This is a genomic window from Erwinia sp. 009765445 (assembly GCF_058137865.1).
Window position 1 is genome coordinate 1 of the sequence record NZ_JBYUWC010000036.1, and the last position, 11,574, is coordinate 11,574.

General features: G+C 54.2%; 17 protein-coding genes. All 17 read right to left on the reverse strand.

Going from position 1 to position 11,574, the window contains the following annotated elements; all coding sequences use genetic code 11:
- On the reverse strand, positions 1 to 614 hold a 614-nt coding region (locus AC3Y5R_RS23700), incomplete at its 3' end, for a phage tail tape measure protein (protein ID WP_489923360.1).
- A 141-nt stretch (positions 615 to 755) separates the two neighbouring features.
- Positions 756 to 1,025 carry a phage tail assembly protein gene (locus tag AC3Y5R_RS23705; RefSeq protein WP_489923361.1) on the reverse strand — a complete coding sequence of 90 codons (270 nt, stop codon included), beginning with the start codon at positions 1,023 to 1,025 and terminating at the stop codon, positions 756 to 758.
- On the reverse strand, positions 1,022 to 1,378 hold the full coding sequence (locus AC3Y5R_RS23710; protein ID WP_489923362.1) for a phage tail tube protein: 357 nt from the start codon (positions 1,376 to 1,378) through the stop codon (positions 1,022 to 1,024). The genes AC3Y5R_RS23705 and AC3Y5R_RS23710 overlap by 4 nt, the downstream gene beginning before the upstream one ends.
- Positions 1,378 to 2,883: a phage tail sheath subtilisin-like domain-containing protein gene (locus AC3Y5R_RS23715; protein ID WP_489923363.1), complete on the reverse strand. Its 1,506-nt coding sequence runs from the start codon at positions 2,881 to 2,883 to the stop codon at positions 1,378 to 1,380. Before AC3Y5R_RS23715 ends, AC3Y5R_RS23710 begins: the two co-directional genes overlap by 1 nt.
- On the reverse strand, positions 2,883 to 3,071 hold the full coding sequence (locus tag AC3Y5R_RS23720; RefSeq protein ID WP_489923364.1) for a DUF2635 domain-containing protein: 189 nt from the start codon (positions 3,069 to 3,071) through the stop codon (positions 2,883 to 2,885). Before AC3Y5R_RS23720 ends, AC3Y5R_RS23715 begins: the two co-directional genes overlap by 1 nt.
- A 3-nt stretch (positions 3,072 to 3,074) precedes the next feature.
- A complete protein-coding gene (locus tag AC3Y5R_RS23725; protein WP_489923365.1) occupies positions 3,075 to 3,635 on the reverse strand; it encodes a phage tail terminator protein in 561 nt (186 codons plus the stop codon).
- On the reverse strand, positions 3,632 to 4,150 hold the full coding sequence (locus tag AC3Y5R_RS23730; protein WP_489923366.1) for a hypothetical protein: 519 nt from the start codon (positions 4,148 to 4,150) through the stop codon (positions 3,632 to 3,634). Before AC3Y5R_RS23730 ends, AC3Y5R_RS23725 begins: the two co-directional genes overlap by 4 nt.
- Positions 4,143 to 4,532, reverse strand: coding sequence for a phage head closure protein (locus AC3Y5R_RS23735; RefSeq protein WP_489923367.1), 390 nt, complete (start codon positions 4,530 to 4,532; stop codon positions 4,143 to 4,145). Before AC3Y5R_RS23735 ends, AC3Y5R_RS23730 begins: the two co-directional genes overlap by 8 nt.
- 3 nt (positions 4,533 to 4,535) lie before the next feature.
- Positions 4,536 to 4,865, reverse strand: coding sequence for a head-tail connector protein (locus AC3Y5R_RS23740; protein ID WP_489923368.1), 330 nt, complete (start codon positions 4,863 to 4,865; stop codon positions 4,536 to 4,538).
- 9 nt (positions 4,866 to 4,874) lie between these two features.
- The gene (locus AC3Y5R_RS23745) at positions 4,875 to 5,171 is read right to left on the reverse strand and encodes a DUF7210 family protein (RefSeq protein WP_489923369.1); all 297 of its coding nucleotides are present in this window, start codon (positions 5,169 to 5,171) and stop codon (positions 4,875 to 4,877) included.
- A 41-nt stretch (positions 5,172 to 5,212) separates the two neighbouring features.
- The gene (locus AC3Y5R_RS23750) at positions 5,213 to 6,433 is read right to left on the reverse strand and encodes a phage major capsid protein (RefSeq protein WP_489923370.1); all 1,221 of its coding nucleotides are present in this window, start codon (positions 6,431 to 6,433) and stop codon (positions 5,213 to 5,215) included.
- 9 nt (positions 6,434 to 6,442) lie between these two features.
- Positions 6,443 to 7,291 carry a head maturation protease, ClpP-related gene (locus AC3Y5R_RS23755; protein ID WP_489923371.1) on the reverse strand — a complete coding sequence of 283 codons (849 nt, stop codon included), beginning with the start codon at positions 7,289 to 7,291 and terminating at the stop codon, positions 6,443 to 6,445.
- 12 nt (positions 7,292 to 7,303) lie between these two features.
- Entirely contained in the window at positions 7,304 to 8,605 is a 1,302-nt protein-coding gene (locus tag AC3Y5R_RS23760; RefSeq protein ID WP_489923372.1) for a phage portal protein, read from the reverse strand.
- Positions 8,605 to 10,350, reverse strand: coding sequence for a terminase large subunit (locus AC3Y5R_RS23765; RefSeq protein ID WP_489923373.1), 1,746 nt, complete (start codon positions 10,348 to 10,350; stop codon positions 8,605 to 8,607). The genes AC3Y5R_RS23760 and AC3Y5R_RS23765 overlap by 1 nt, the downstream gene beginning before the upstream one ends.
- Positions 10,304 to 10,768, reverse strand: a complete 465-nt coding sequence (locus tag AC3Y5R_RS23770) for a phage terminase small subunit P27 family (RefSeq protein WP_489923374.1) — start codon at positions 10,766 to 10,768, stop codon at positions 10,304 to 10,306. The genes AC3Y5R_RS23765 and AC3Y5R_RS23770 overlap by 47 nt, the downstream gene beginning before the upstream one ends.
- A 205-nt stretch (positions 10,769 to 10,973) precedes the next feature.
- On the reverse strand, positions 10,974 to 11,168 hold the full coding sequence (locus tag AC3Y5R_RS23775; protein ID WP_489923375.1) for a hypothetical protein: 195 nt from the start codon (positions 11,166 to 11,168) through the stop codon (positions 10,974 to 10,976).
- Positions 11,168 to 11,509 (reverse strand): HNH endonuclease, encoded by a 342-nt coding sequence (locus AC3Y5R_RS23780; protein ID WP_489923376.1) that lies wholly within the window; start codon positions 11,507 to 11,509, stop codon positions 11,168 to 11,170. Before AC3Y5R_RS23780 ends, AC3Y5R_RS23775 begins: the two co-directional genes overlap by 1 nt.
- Positions 11,510 to 11,574 lie beyond the last annotated feature (65 nt).

Genomic DNA, 11,574 nt, shown 5'->3' on the forward strand with positions numbered 1-11,574 from the left:
CGGGCGGCTGTAAGGCCGTCCTTGCTTATCATTTTCAGAACGGAACTGGATTTGGAGAAAAACGACAGCATGTTTGTGTCATCCACCCCCAGATAAAACGCTTTCTGAATGGTATCAAAAAGCCCCATCATATCCTCTGATGCGGTGCCGGTGGCGTCCTGCATTTTTGCCGCGAATTCTGCGGCCGCTTCTGGCGTTTTCTTCAGCTGAACGGCGAGATAAGCCGAAGCTTTGCCGACACCATTCAGAATATTTTCGGCCGGAATACCCTGCCTGACCAGCATCTGCATCATGTTCTGAAAATCAGCGGTTGTTCCCGGAAGCTTGTTGCCCAATTTGACGGCCAGATCGTTTATCTTTCCAAAGGCTGGCCCCGCCTGCCCGGCAGCGTCCATCATGGCGACTTTGAGTCCGGTTGCAGCATCCTCCTGCTTTGCAAAAGCCACAAGCGATCCGGTCAGACCGGCGGCAAGCCCACCTGCCATAGCAATACCACCGCGCCCCAGGGCTTCAGTGTCTTTCCTGAACCCCCTTATTTTCTTCTGCATCCGGCTGAGGGTCGGAGATAATCTGTCGACGCCGGTGATTAGCGCCTTAAGTTCAAACTCTGCCACTGGATTTTCTCTCCCGCTCTATCCGGTTAGCCTGTCCGGTCAGCAATCCCAGCGTGCTGAATGTTTCACCCAGCACATCAAGTGGATTAATGCGCCAGTAACTGGCGCAGTCAAAATAGAGGTTTACAACGCCCTCTGCCGTCAGGCCTGAAGGAAAAAACCGGCGACCACCCATGCGGCCGCATTCAGATCGGCTGGTGACATATCGTCAACCGATGAGGGTGGTATCTGTCCCAGTCGGGTGATGTACTTCGCCACCACAGGAGCCAGTAGCTTCACTGAGCCATCCTGATTCATCTGATAGGGATAACCCAGCTCACGAACATCCTTTCCGGTCGGATCACTGAATTCAATCACGTGCACGGGTTCGCCATGCGCGGTAATGGGCTTCGTTAATTGCAGTTCACTCATTGATAAAATCCTTCGGTGCCGTGGAATTCGAGGTCTACAGTACCCTCTTCCGCGTTGTGGTTTGCCTCGCCAGCCTGGTATGCCTCAGAGAGTACGTAGACCATGCCGTTAGCCAGTTCGGCGGTGATTGTCATCTGATCTGAGTCCATCAGTTTGCTGACAGGGAACGCTTTCGGCACTTTAAATGTACCCTTGACGTAGGGGGCGCGGTGCGTTTCTTTGTAATCCACGTCTCCGGCCAGCCCCATAACATCTTCGCGAATTTTGGTGTTCATCGGCACTTCAATGCCGCCGGTGAGCGACACCTGGAGGCCATCGACCTTGACGTAACATGTACCACCTATACGGGCCATCAGGCTGCCTCCTCGCTGTATTGCAGACGGAACTGATTAAGCAGCGCAAACACGCGCAGCTGGTTGACATAGTCAGGCGGGAACAGCACATCGACACGGTTGGGGTCGCTGGCGTTTCGCTCAACAACCAGGTACTGCTTAAACAGGTCGAAGTTCTCCACGATCCCCGCCCGCTCCATTGTCCGGTAGATGGCGCACATTTCCCCCTTCAGCACAGCAGGCGTAACAATCGCCTGGCCGGGACCGAAACGGGTGCCATCGTTTGCCAGTTTATGGCGCGGATACTTGCTGGTAACGACACCTTTCAGCTGTCTGATGACGTATGCGCTGGTATGGAGGGTTTCACTGTCGAGATAGCTGTTATCAGCCACGCCGTAATCATTTTGCTGATAGGTGGTGATATCCCTCTGGATTCGCAGCGTGCCGCCCTCCGCGTATGCCGTGGCGATGCCGTGCATCAGCAGTGACTGCTGCTCTGTCAGGGTGAATCGCTGGCCCGCTGGCGCGGGTAATGCGCCGGTCAGCTCGCCGGTTTGCGTTGGTCGCGCCGGATCATTGCGAATGAATACCGCATTACGCGCCGTGCGCAGCGCCACCAGCTCATCAGCAGCGGTCTGAACAGCGGTTTCGTACCCGGCCACGGTGATGTGCTGGTTGTTCATCGTGTCGCCAAAGGCCACCAGATCGGACAGGGAACCGATTTTAGCGGTGTACACATGACCGTAAAGCTGCCGCGCATAGCTCCACCGGCCGGAAGAATCGTTCATTTCCAGCGCCATCGTCGCCAGAGACGCGGAGTCGCTGAACGGGAGGCCAATAAAATCAAACGGTTCGTCACCCATCGCCACAACCGCCCCGGTCAGGTCCGGTGACCCGGAGCCGCCCGCCATCGCTGTGATGGTCACATTGACGCCATCGGGGGTGTTTTCACCGCCGACAGTGCCGTAATAATTCAGCATCAGCGGGATGTCATTGCCGGTTAAGCCCGGGTGACGTGCGGTCACGGTGATGGCTCCCTGCTCAGCAGATGCCGTTACGGCAAGGTCAGGGTTAGCATTAATCGCCGCTGCCAGTGCGGCAGCAATGTTGTCCGGCGTATCGCCAGAAGATACTGCGGCCTGTACCCGCGTGGCGCTGATATACAGGCTCACCGTTCCGGCGGCCTGCGCGTTGCCGGTCAGGGTGATCTTGCCTGAAGCTGCAGCGTCAGTTCCCCCCGCAGCAGTATCGTCAACCGCAATGACCCACAGCTCACCGAACGGGTCCACGGCGCGGTAACGGGCCACCATGCGGGCCAGCTGACTGCCGCGCCCTGCCACTCTTCCGGCCAGGCCTGCAGAGGGCATAATGGTTAACTGGTTGCGGGCAATCTGGCTGCCGGTGTTCGCATAGCCAATCAGAAGCGCCGGGGCGCTCTCTGTCATGGTGTTGGCCTCGCTGTTATCCATTTCAGCCCAGAAGAGCGGCACACGGATATTTGAGGGAATGTTTGGAAAGCTGACCATTAATCACCATCCTTTTTCTTTGTTGCGGCCACCGCTGCTTTCTCAGACGGTACGATTTTCTCAACGTCCCCGTCGGCGATGCGGCGGAGCCAGTAAGTGCTTTCTTCAACGTTTCGCCCGTCTGCGGGCAAAAGGTCGCCACGGACGGGATCGGGAACCGACCGCCCTTTCAAGGGTTTTATCTGCATGATTTACTCGCTGAGGTTTAGTTCGATGTGGTGTTCAGGTTTACCGTCAGGGCCATCGCCCGGATCGATATAATCAATATCAATGCCCATCGTTTTAAATTCGTCGAGGGTGTTCAAATCCTGCTGCTGGCGCGTGTCCTCCTCCTGAATTTCCCGCACGAGGGTGAAATCGAACTGGTAGTAAAGGCGTCCCCGGTCCATCTCCAGCAACTGACCACCGGCATAGGCCACAGGCCCACCATTGTCTTCAGGCTGCCAGCCCAGCAGAGTACGCCATAACTCTGCCCGAACGTCATGCACAACATCATAGGCCGCTGCCTGCCCGCGCTCATCGCGGGTATTATCAAGCACCACTATCACGGCGAATCCTTCGGTGACGTTCTGCCAGTAGTCAGAAAGCGATTTTTGCTCGGCGGTAATATCTTCGGTGGGAACAACATATGCAGCGGGTAGCCGCATTTTTCCCGTCTCCGGCAAAGATTTAAATTCCGCCGCACCGGCGATCCGTCCTTCAAACATCGGACACCGGGTGCGCAACGCGGCGATCACGTTTGATAATTTCATTTTCTCTTTTCCCATTTCGCACGCAGTGAACCGCGCAACGCCCGGAGCAAAACATATTTCGTCCAGGCGCGTCGGGCTTCAAGCGCTTGTACCATGTAGTTATTGCGTGGAGCGATGCGCCAGCCGCTGCCACCGGATTTGCCCTTATGATGGCTTTTCTGACGCTTCGCGCCCCGCCTGACCCCGTAAGAGAGAAATGCCGGGTAAAACGGTCCGATAATGTGGGATCGCTGCCCTTTCCCCCGACGCTGATTGGGCGCAATGCGGACCATAAAGCCAGGGCGGCGGGTAGTGGCGGGCGGCACGTAATAGCCGATGGATTTAGCGAGTAACCCGGTTTGTAATGCCGGGTTGCCGCCGGGCCTGGAAGGCGTGCGCCGCATTATCAGGCGGCGGGCATCCCGCATGTGCACTTCACCAATTTTCTGAAACGCCCTGCGCACCGGCCGTTTGTTAAATTCGATCTCATTCCATTTTGGAAATTCAACGTGCACATTAAACAAGTCGTCAGCCATACATATCACCACTGCGCTCTTCAGCGCCCAGCTCTTCGCACTCCAGCAGCAGGTAACGGCCTGCAGAGTTCAGATCGCGCCCGCGCTTTATGCGATACACAATACCGGCAAGCACCACTTCAAAATCCGAGGTGATGTCGCGCCTGTACCGGATGGTGATGTAGTGCGTGATTTTATCGTCGGTCTGTACCGACTCATGCAGCGTGGTGGCCCCGACCTGCCTTACTTTGGCCCAGACGGTCCGCATGTTCTGGTATTCAGGAGCCACGCCGTAATCAGATGAGGGCTGGTCAGTGCGCTGCCGGAGCAGTAGCCGTTTATCGAGTTCGCCCGGATCGGGGAGAGTGTAAGTCGCACTGGAGGTGGTTGACCGTAATTTCATATATCAGAATCCCGATACTGGCAGGCGACGGGGATAGAGCAGAAACTCAAATCCCTGAGGTGTTTCTGTCTTCTCAATTTCTGTAACTGAACTGCGGTTTTCATACCAGTGACAAACAACCAGTAACAACCCCAGCCGGATATCCTCGGTTATAACCATCCCATCAGTATCCGTTTCCGGTATTTCATCCAGCGTTTTATAAAGATTCCGGTTCAGATAAGTTGTCGCCTTTGCCTCTGCGGCCAGTGCCAGCAACTCAAGCAGGCGATCCTCTTCTGTAAAATCAGGTTCCAGTCGACACTGCATTTTGATTTCGTCGAGCGTCAGCAACATGGCCTGCCCTTATTTTTTGGCTTTTTCCTTTGCTTCAGCTGCCGCTTTCGCTTTGGCTTCGGCGTCCGCTTTTTCTTTGGCTTCGGCTTCTGCCTGAGCCTCAGCTTCAGCTTTTTCTTTGGCCTCTGCCTCGGCTTTTTCCTTTGCTTCAGCTGCCGCGTTCGCTTTGGCTTCGGCATTAGCCACTTCCCGCGCATAACCTTTTTTCACCAGTTCGCGGCCATGCTGTTCCGTAGTTTCAAGCGTGCCACCTTCAGGAATAACCACGCCTTCGTGATAGTTGGGGCGGATAAGGGTCAGTTTCATTATGCTTTCTCCATGGAGCGGCCCGCAGGCCGCCATCAGGGTTACGAACCAGCCGGAGCCGGAACAGTGAACGAACCGTAAACGAAGCCTTCAGGGCGCTTAACCGCCAGCGCCAGACGCTCTTCGCAGCGAATTGAAATCATGTTTTTCTCGAAGTCGTCAGCGTTCTCGGTTGAAATAACCACGTTGGCATCTTCACGATCAAACAGCTGCGCTGCGGCATTGAAAGCGCCGGTCAGGAATTTACCCTGGAATGCAGCAGTTTCTGTTGCCACAACCGGCAGGCCCCAGAGTGTGGGCCCGGTCAGCGCGGACGGGTTCGCCAGGATGTAGCGACCCAGCGTGTCTTTGGTTAACTCAATTTTCGCCCAGTCAATAAAATGCAGAACATGGCCTGACGCCGGGAACCGCGCCAGCTGAGCCTGCAGCATTGCCAGGCGCAGGTCATCAATACCGCTCTGCTGTTCAACGCTGAATGCCGGATCGTAAGCTGACGCCTGGGGAACAATGCCGTGAAGGTGCGCACCCTCCGTACCGTCGCCAAAGAGGATTTCCTGCTCTTCGACATACTTCAGTCCGAAGCGCATTTCTGCATCGATGGTAGACTGCAGTTGTGGAAAATCATCCAGAATCTGTTTCGCCGCCTTGAACATGTGCGCAATGGTCACGACCGGGGTGATTTTTGTCGCAAACTTAATGTCGCTGTACGGCTTCTGAGTGCCTTCCGGCACCACTTTTGCAGCATTGGTGAATCCGGTCTGCTGCACCCAGAAAATGGCTGGTGATGAGGTGCGGCCCGGCGCAATCAGATCGCGGATAAACAGTCGCTGCTTAGGCGGTGTGTCAATGCCAGGCAGGCGTTGCGGCTCAACGACACCGTCTGCGACATCAGCAGACAGCAGCGCGGCATTAACCGGGATGCTCAGGCGGCGATTGCCTTCAATGCTGGCCGCAAAGGTTTTCAGCGCTTCACTGCTGATCACGGTCTGGCCCACGGTTTCAATCACCCTTTTGGCATTCGCCAGCGGCATCTGGGCAACGTGTTGCTCAAGTTCACCTTGCGAGGCTTTCAGTGATTTCAGGGCTTCATTCAGCGCGTTGTGCTCGGTGGCGATCTTATCTACCGCCTCTTTAGTCTGAGCAGACAACTGGCCGGAATTTTTTGCTTCTTTCAGTGCGTCTTCCGCTTTCTGACTGAAGGTGCCGGAAACCTCTTCCAGCTTGGCGGAGACTTTTTTCAGTAACTCATTTACATCTGACATGGTGTTTCCTTATCTGCCGAACGCGGCCAGCGCGTTTTCGAGTTGTTTGAGATTTTCAGGGTTGATTTTGTCGGCAGCGCCCGGCGTACCAGCAGGATCGGCAGCAGCGCCAGGCTTGCCACCGGTTAAAGCTTTAAGAAGTTTTCGCCGCTCAGAGCGTGGCGTGTCTGTTTTTGCCAGCAGCGCGTCGAGCTTGCGCAGGGCAGCGGCGGGGCTCTCGTTGTCGTCGGCTATCTCGTCCGCCGCCAGCAGCCGGTCCGCAAAACCTTTTTCAACCGCATCGCTGCCGCCGATATAGGTTTCCGCATCCATCATCGCGTCAATGGTTTCCGTATCCAGTCCGGTGCGGGCACCATAGATATCGTTCATGGCCTTATCGAATGGCTCCATATCCGTCGCGATTTGCAGCAGGTCATGGCGGTTACCCATCGCATAGACCCAGCAGTTATGGATCATCAGGAAAGCGCCGCGCCCAATCTGGACCTCATCACCGGCCATCGCGATGACTGAAGCCGCAGAAGCGGCAATACCCAGCACTTTCACCGTCACCCGGCCTTCGTACTCACGCAGCAGGTTGTAAATCGCCAGCCCTTCAAACATATCGCCGCCGGGAGAATTAATGTTTACGGTAACGTCAGCACCCCCCATTGAGCGGAGCGCGGCAGCGATGCGTTTAGCCGTGACGCCTTCGCCGTACCAGTCAGGCCCGATCACGTCAAAAACGGAAATGCTGTTTTCATCGTCTTTTGCGGCGCGGATACTTCCATCCCACCGCTCCACTGCTGATGAAGGCAGGTCACGATTTTCACGCGCAAAAGGCCGCCCCTCCGGCGCTGCCGGAAGACTTTTTAATGTCATTAGAGGTTGCTCCTAAGCCGCTTTTTTCAGCGGTGACTGTTCGAAAGGAATGTCCGGGAAAAGGTAGTTGTGAAGCTTGATGACTTCAGCCGCCTGTGCGGCACTGTTTTTTCTCAGGTCTTCCAGCGGTGTAAGGTTAAGCTGAACGGTGTAAATGTCTCCGCCTTCAATCGGCGGCATATTTTCAAGACGGCGAACGTCATTGCGTGACATCCAGCCGTTCTGGAGTGCTGTAGTGTAATAAGCGGCGCGTCCGGCACTGTCGGCACGCAGCAGCCCTTCAACGTTAAACTCAGCAAACAAATCTTCATCACCGTCCAGCAGGCAGCGGGAAATTTCCTGTTCAATATTTACCAGCATGGGGCGCAGGGTATTGGTCAGGAAAAGCAGGTTCATCCCCTCAACGCTGGATGCCCAGCTGCTTTGTTTGGTCATGTGGCCTACCATAAATGGCGGTACACGAAACCAGCGGCATATTTCTTCAATACTGAAAGACCGGCTTTCCAGCATCTGCGCATCTTCGGGGTTGAGCGTGATCCCCTGATAGGTCATGTCTCCTTCGAGTACCATCACCTTTCCGGCGTTCTTTGAGCCCACGAAGCGGTTAAGATTCTCGCGGTTTTTCTGACGCTGTTCCGGGGTAAGTAAATTCTTGGACAGGAAAAAGCCGGACGTCTGAATGCCGTTTTCAAATATTTTTGCAGCTGATTCTTCAACAGCCATTGCTGCACCAAACACGTCACGACCGGTTCTCATCGGCATCATTCCGCATACGCCATCCAGACCGAATCCCCGGATATGCATCATGTTTTTGACCGGGACAATGCGATCTCCACCTTTTTCGGTGTAGGTATATTTGAGGCTCCCACTGTCAAGCCTTTCAACCTTCATGTTCTGCGGCAGCAGTGGCACCAGTGATACCAGTTTGCTGCCGATCATCTTCTTCTCAATATATGCGTTACCGCGCAGGCAGATGCTGGCGACGGTCATCAGCATGAATCGCGAAGGTGTCATTTCACTGTTCGGGCGGCGACACAGTAACTGATATGCCGGGTGCTGCTGCGCCAGATTGCGCGAACCGTCCTGTTCCCGCTGGTAAACTTTAAGCGGCAGGGTTGAAACGGATTCGCTGAGCAGACGAACGCAGGACCAGACAGAGGACAATGCCAGCGCCTTTTCTGCTGTTACCACCTTCCCACTGCTGCTTGTCCCATACCATTCCTGCCAGAATGCGGGGTTATTAAGGCCAATTGATTCACCGAGCCAGTTAACAATCGCGCTTTTAATGCGGCCAGGTCGTTTTTTTCCCTTCATCAGATACCTACCATAATCGGGTCGTCAAAAAAGCCATCCGGATCGCCCTGCTCTTCCAGAACAGCATCTTCCGCAGCGCCGACAGCCATCGCAGAAGCCACCACACCATCAATGCGGCCAGTGCTTTTTTTCTTGGCAAAAATACGGTTGTCTTTCTGGTCAGCCTCCAGCACGGCTGAGGCGGCATTCCAGCGCAGACAGGGATTAGTGAGGATCACAAGCTCACCGCTGTTCAGGTGCTCTTCAAACAGTTCAATAGAGCGTGGCATCCACAGCCCGGACTCCTGAGCCTTGTAGTAACCCTGTCCGTGGGGGATTAACGGAACGCTGACGGATTCATTTTCCAGTTCAGGCTCCAGATATTTAATTCGGTACTGGTCAAATGCAATGCACTGGATATTAAATTTCGCGGTTAACTCGGCTATGCGTGACGCAACGAAGCCATAATTTACTGCCTTCCCCGGTGGTGCGTTGATATACCCTTTTCGGAGCCAGGCATCGTAAGGAACGTGGTCGGTTTTGGCGCGTTCGAGCAGCGTGTCTTTCGGTGTCCAGAATTCCACCATCAGCCGTTTCTTTTTGGGAAAGTACAGCGCAAGTGATGTCAGGTCGCGGGAACCAGATAAATCCAGACCGCCATAGCACTCTTCACCGGCGAGTTCTTCCGGGTCAAAATCCTGTTCACAACTCATCCAGGTGTTGCTGTCAATCCACGGATCGGCAGCTTCAACCCACTGACAAAAATTGAGGCGGCGGACGATGCTCTCTTTCGATGGCATCCCCCGTGCCTGGGTCACCTGCTCACGAAGGTATTTTTCCGTAAACGTATGCCCTAAGGAAGGGTTCGCTTTCGGCCAGCAGGATTCATCTTTGAAAGGATCGTCGCCTTCATCCAGCGAACAGATGAAGCTGAAAAAGCTGTCATCCTCCAGATCGCCCGATGCAACCTTCCGCCCGTATTCGTGGTACTCATAGCAGACGCTCGTTTTATCATGGCCACTGTTGGTGATCAGGAACATCAGCGCCTGACGGCGTCCTTTCGTTCCCGCCCGCATCATCTCAACGACCTGGTTGCTTTTGTGCTCATGCACTTCATCAATCAGTGCACAATGCGGACGCGGCCCGGATTGACCATCATCGGAACTGATGGGACGGAAAAAAGAGCCTGCCTGCACATAGGCCAGGTTCCATTCCTTCCCGGCTCCCCCTGATTTCTGGATGCGTCCGGCCAGCGCCGGAGACTGATCAACCATCGCCACGGCATCACGAAACAGGATCATGGCCTGGTCTTTTTTGGTGGCGGCAGCATAGACTTCAGCGCGGGGCTCTTTGTCTGCCGTCAGGCAATACAGACCCACCCCACCCGCCAGGGGAGATTTACCCGACCCTTTGCCGGACTCGGTATAAACCATTCTAAAGCGGCGGTAACCATCACTGGTTTTCCAGCCAAATATTGAACCCACGATAAAACATTGCCAGGGGAGCAAAATAAACGGTACGCCTTCATGCTCACCGCCGTTTAATTTCAGAACCTTTGCGAAAAAATCTATTGCCCGCTGTGCTGATTCGATGTCCCATTGCAGCCCGCGAGCATGCATGTTATCCAGATCGCGCAAGTGCCTTTTACAGGAATTTCGGATATCCGGACCGGCCAGTATTTTACCGCTGGTAACGTCGAGTGCATACTGCGTGGCCGGATCAGCCGAAGAACTGGGAGAGCGGGTCTTCTTCTTTTTCTCCGTCATTAACATTAACCTTTGAACGGGCGGCTGGCGTCAGACCAAATTCCACCAGATAACTTTTAAAACGGCGATCTGCATCCGCCAGCATTGAGACGGCAGGATTGGCTTTTATCAGGAAACCGCCGTCAGTCTGTACCGTATAGGTTCGCCCTTCATCGGCTATCGTGTTTCGCAACTGGAGAATATCGGCGTAAATATCGCAGAGGCGCTCAAGCGCGAACGTGTCTGCAACCGTCAGCACGCCCATACCATCCAAAAGGACAGTCAGTCGGCCCCAGGCCGTTTTTCCCCAGTCTGTTAAATGTGACGGCGGGCTTGGAATTTCGCGGGCAGGCTGAGGCTCTTTTTTATTCAGCGCCCGCTTACCGGGATTTCCAGTAACCACCTTTAAATGGGTTGGTTTTGGTCGTCTTCCGGCCATTTTCTACCTCAGAAAAAAACTTTTCATTTCGCGGTTGTGCATAAAAAGGGGGGCGGGCGGTCACGAAGGCTCTGGGCTGTGAACAATTTACCCACCCTCCCTAATAGTTTCACTTGAAATTAATTCATATTGAAATCATTGCAAATGCAATCATTTTTCATGCACTCATTATGATTAAATATGATATAGTTTCATTGTGGCACTATCAAATGTCTGCCTGAGCCTCTGCGCCAATCAATCCAAATGCCAGCAGCCCTTCGCCGTCAGGATATTGCACCAAAACATCACGCAATTTCTTTTCAGCTTCTCTGACCATTACCTGTTGTTCCTGCGGCAAAGAAGCAATAAGCCCTTTGAACATCAGTATTGTTTGTTGTTCCTGAGAGATTATTCTCGCCATTATTTTCTCCAGTGCGAGCAGGGGTCCAGCGGCAGGCCATTCTCATCGCATCCAATGATGTGCCCGCGCTTCTCTTCACGCTGCTTTGTAGAGTCGTGATGTTGCTTACAGAGTCCCTGCCAGTTGCTCTTATCCCAGAACAGTTTCTGAGCAGCGGCTATCTGCTTAGCGTCTCCACCTTTCAGTGCTTCTTTCAGCTTGTGCGGTTTGATGTGATCAACGACCGTTGCCGGTTCTGCCCTGCTCTGCTTCAGGCATATCTTGCAAAGCGGATTGGATTTAAGAAATGTCAGCCTGGCTTTGTCCCAGCGGCTGTTATAAATGCGTGGCTCTTTTACCATGTGCTGACCGTAACCAGCGTTGTACCTCTGCGGCTTTTGATCCACCCGATCAGCGGCGGCTGTAA

Bases quoted from the DNA above. Each gene is read 5' to 3' on its own strand.
- AC3Y5R_RS23705 (WP_489923361.1), bottom strand. From the start codon at position 1,025: ATGAGTGAACTGCAATTAACGAAGCCCATTACCGCGCATGGCGAACCC.
- AC3Y5R_RS23710 (WP_489923362.1), bottom strand. From the start codon at position 1,378: ATGGCCCGTATAGGTGGTACATGTTACGTCAAGGTCGATGGCCTCCAG.
- AC3Y5R_RS23715 (WP_489923363.1), bottom strand. From the start codon at position 2,883: ATGGTCAGCTTTCCAAACATTCCCTCAAATATCCGTGTGCCGCTCTTC.
- AC3Y5R_RS23720 (WP_489923364.1), bottom strand. From the start codon at position 3,071: ATGCAGATAAAACCCTTGAAAGGGCGGTCGGTTCCCGATCCCGTCCGT.
- AC3Y5R_RS23725 (WP_489923365.1), bottom strand. From the start codon at position 3,635: ATGAAATTATCAAACGTGATCGCCGCGTTGCGCACCCGGTGTCCGATG.
- AC3Y5R_RS23730 (WP_489923366.1), bottom strand. From the start codon at position 4,150: ATGGCTGACGACTTGTTTAATGTGCACGTTGAATTTCCAAAATGGAAT.
- AC3Y5R_RS23735 (WP_489923367.1), bottom strand. From the start codon at position 4,532: ATGAAATTACGGTCAACCACCTCCAGTGCGACTTACACTCTCCCCGAT.
- AC3Y5R_RS23740 (WP_489923368.1), bottom strand. From the start codon at position 4,865: ATGTTGCTGACGCTCGACGAAATCAAAATGCAGTGTCGACTGGAACCT.
- AC3Y5R_RS23745 (WP_489923369.1), bottom strand. From the start codon at position 5,171: ATGAAACTGACCCTTATCCGCCCCAACTATCACGAAGGCGTGGTTATT.
- AC3Y5R_RS23750 (WP_489923370.1), bottom strand. From the start codon at position 6,433: ATGTCAGATGTAAATGAGTTACTGAAAAAAGTCTCCGCCAAGCTGGAA.
- AC3Y5R_RS23755 (WP_489923371.1), bottom strand. From the start codon at position 7,291: ATGACATTAAAAAGTCTTCCGGCAGCGCCGGAGGGGCGGCCTTTTGCG.
- AC3Y5R_RS23760 (WP_489923372.1), bottom strand. From the start codon at position 8,605: ATGAAGGGAAAAAAACGACCTGGCCGCATTAAAAGCGCGATTGTTAAC.
- AC3Y5R_RS23765 (WP_489923373.1), bottom strand. From the start codon at position 10,350: ATGACGGAGAAAAAGAAGAAGACCCGCTCTCCCAGTTCTTCGGCTGAT.
- AC3Y5R_RS23770 (WP_489923374.1), bottom strand. From the start codon at position 10,768: ATGGCCGGAAGACGACCAAAACCAACCCATTTAAAGGTGGTTACTGGA.
- AC3Y5R_RS23775 (WP_489923375.1), bottom strand. From the start codon at position 11,168: ATGGCGAGAATAATCTCTCAGGAACAACAAACAATACTGATGTTCAAA.
- AC3Y5R_RS23780 (WP_489923376.1), bottom strand. From the start codon at position 11,509: ATGGTAAAAGAGCCACGCATTTATAACAGCCGCTGGGACAAAGCCAGG.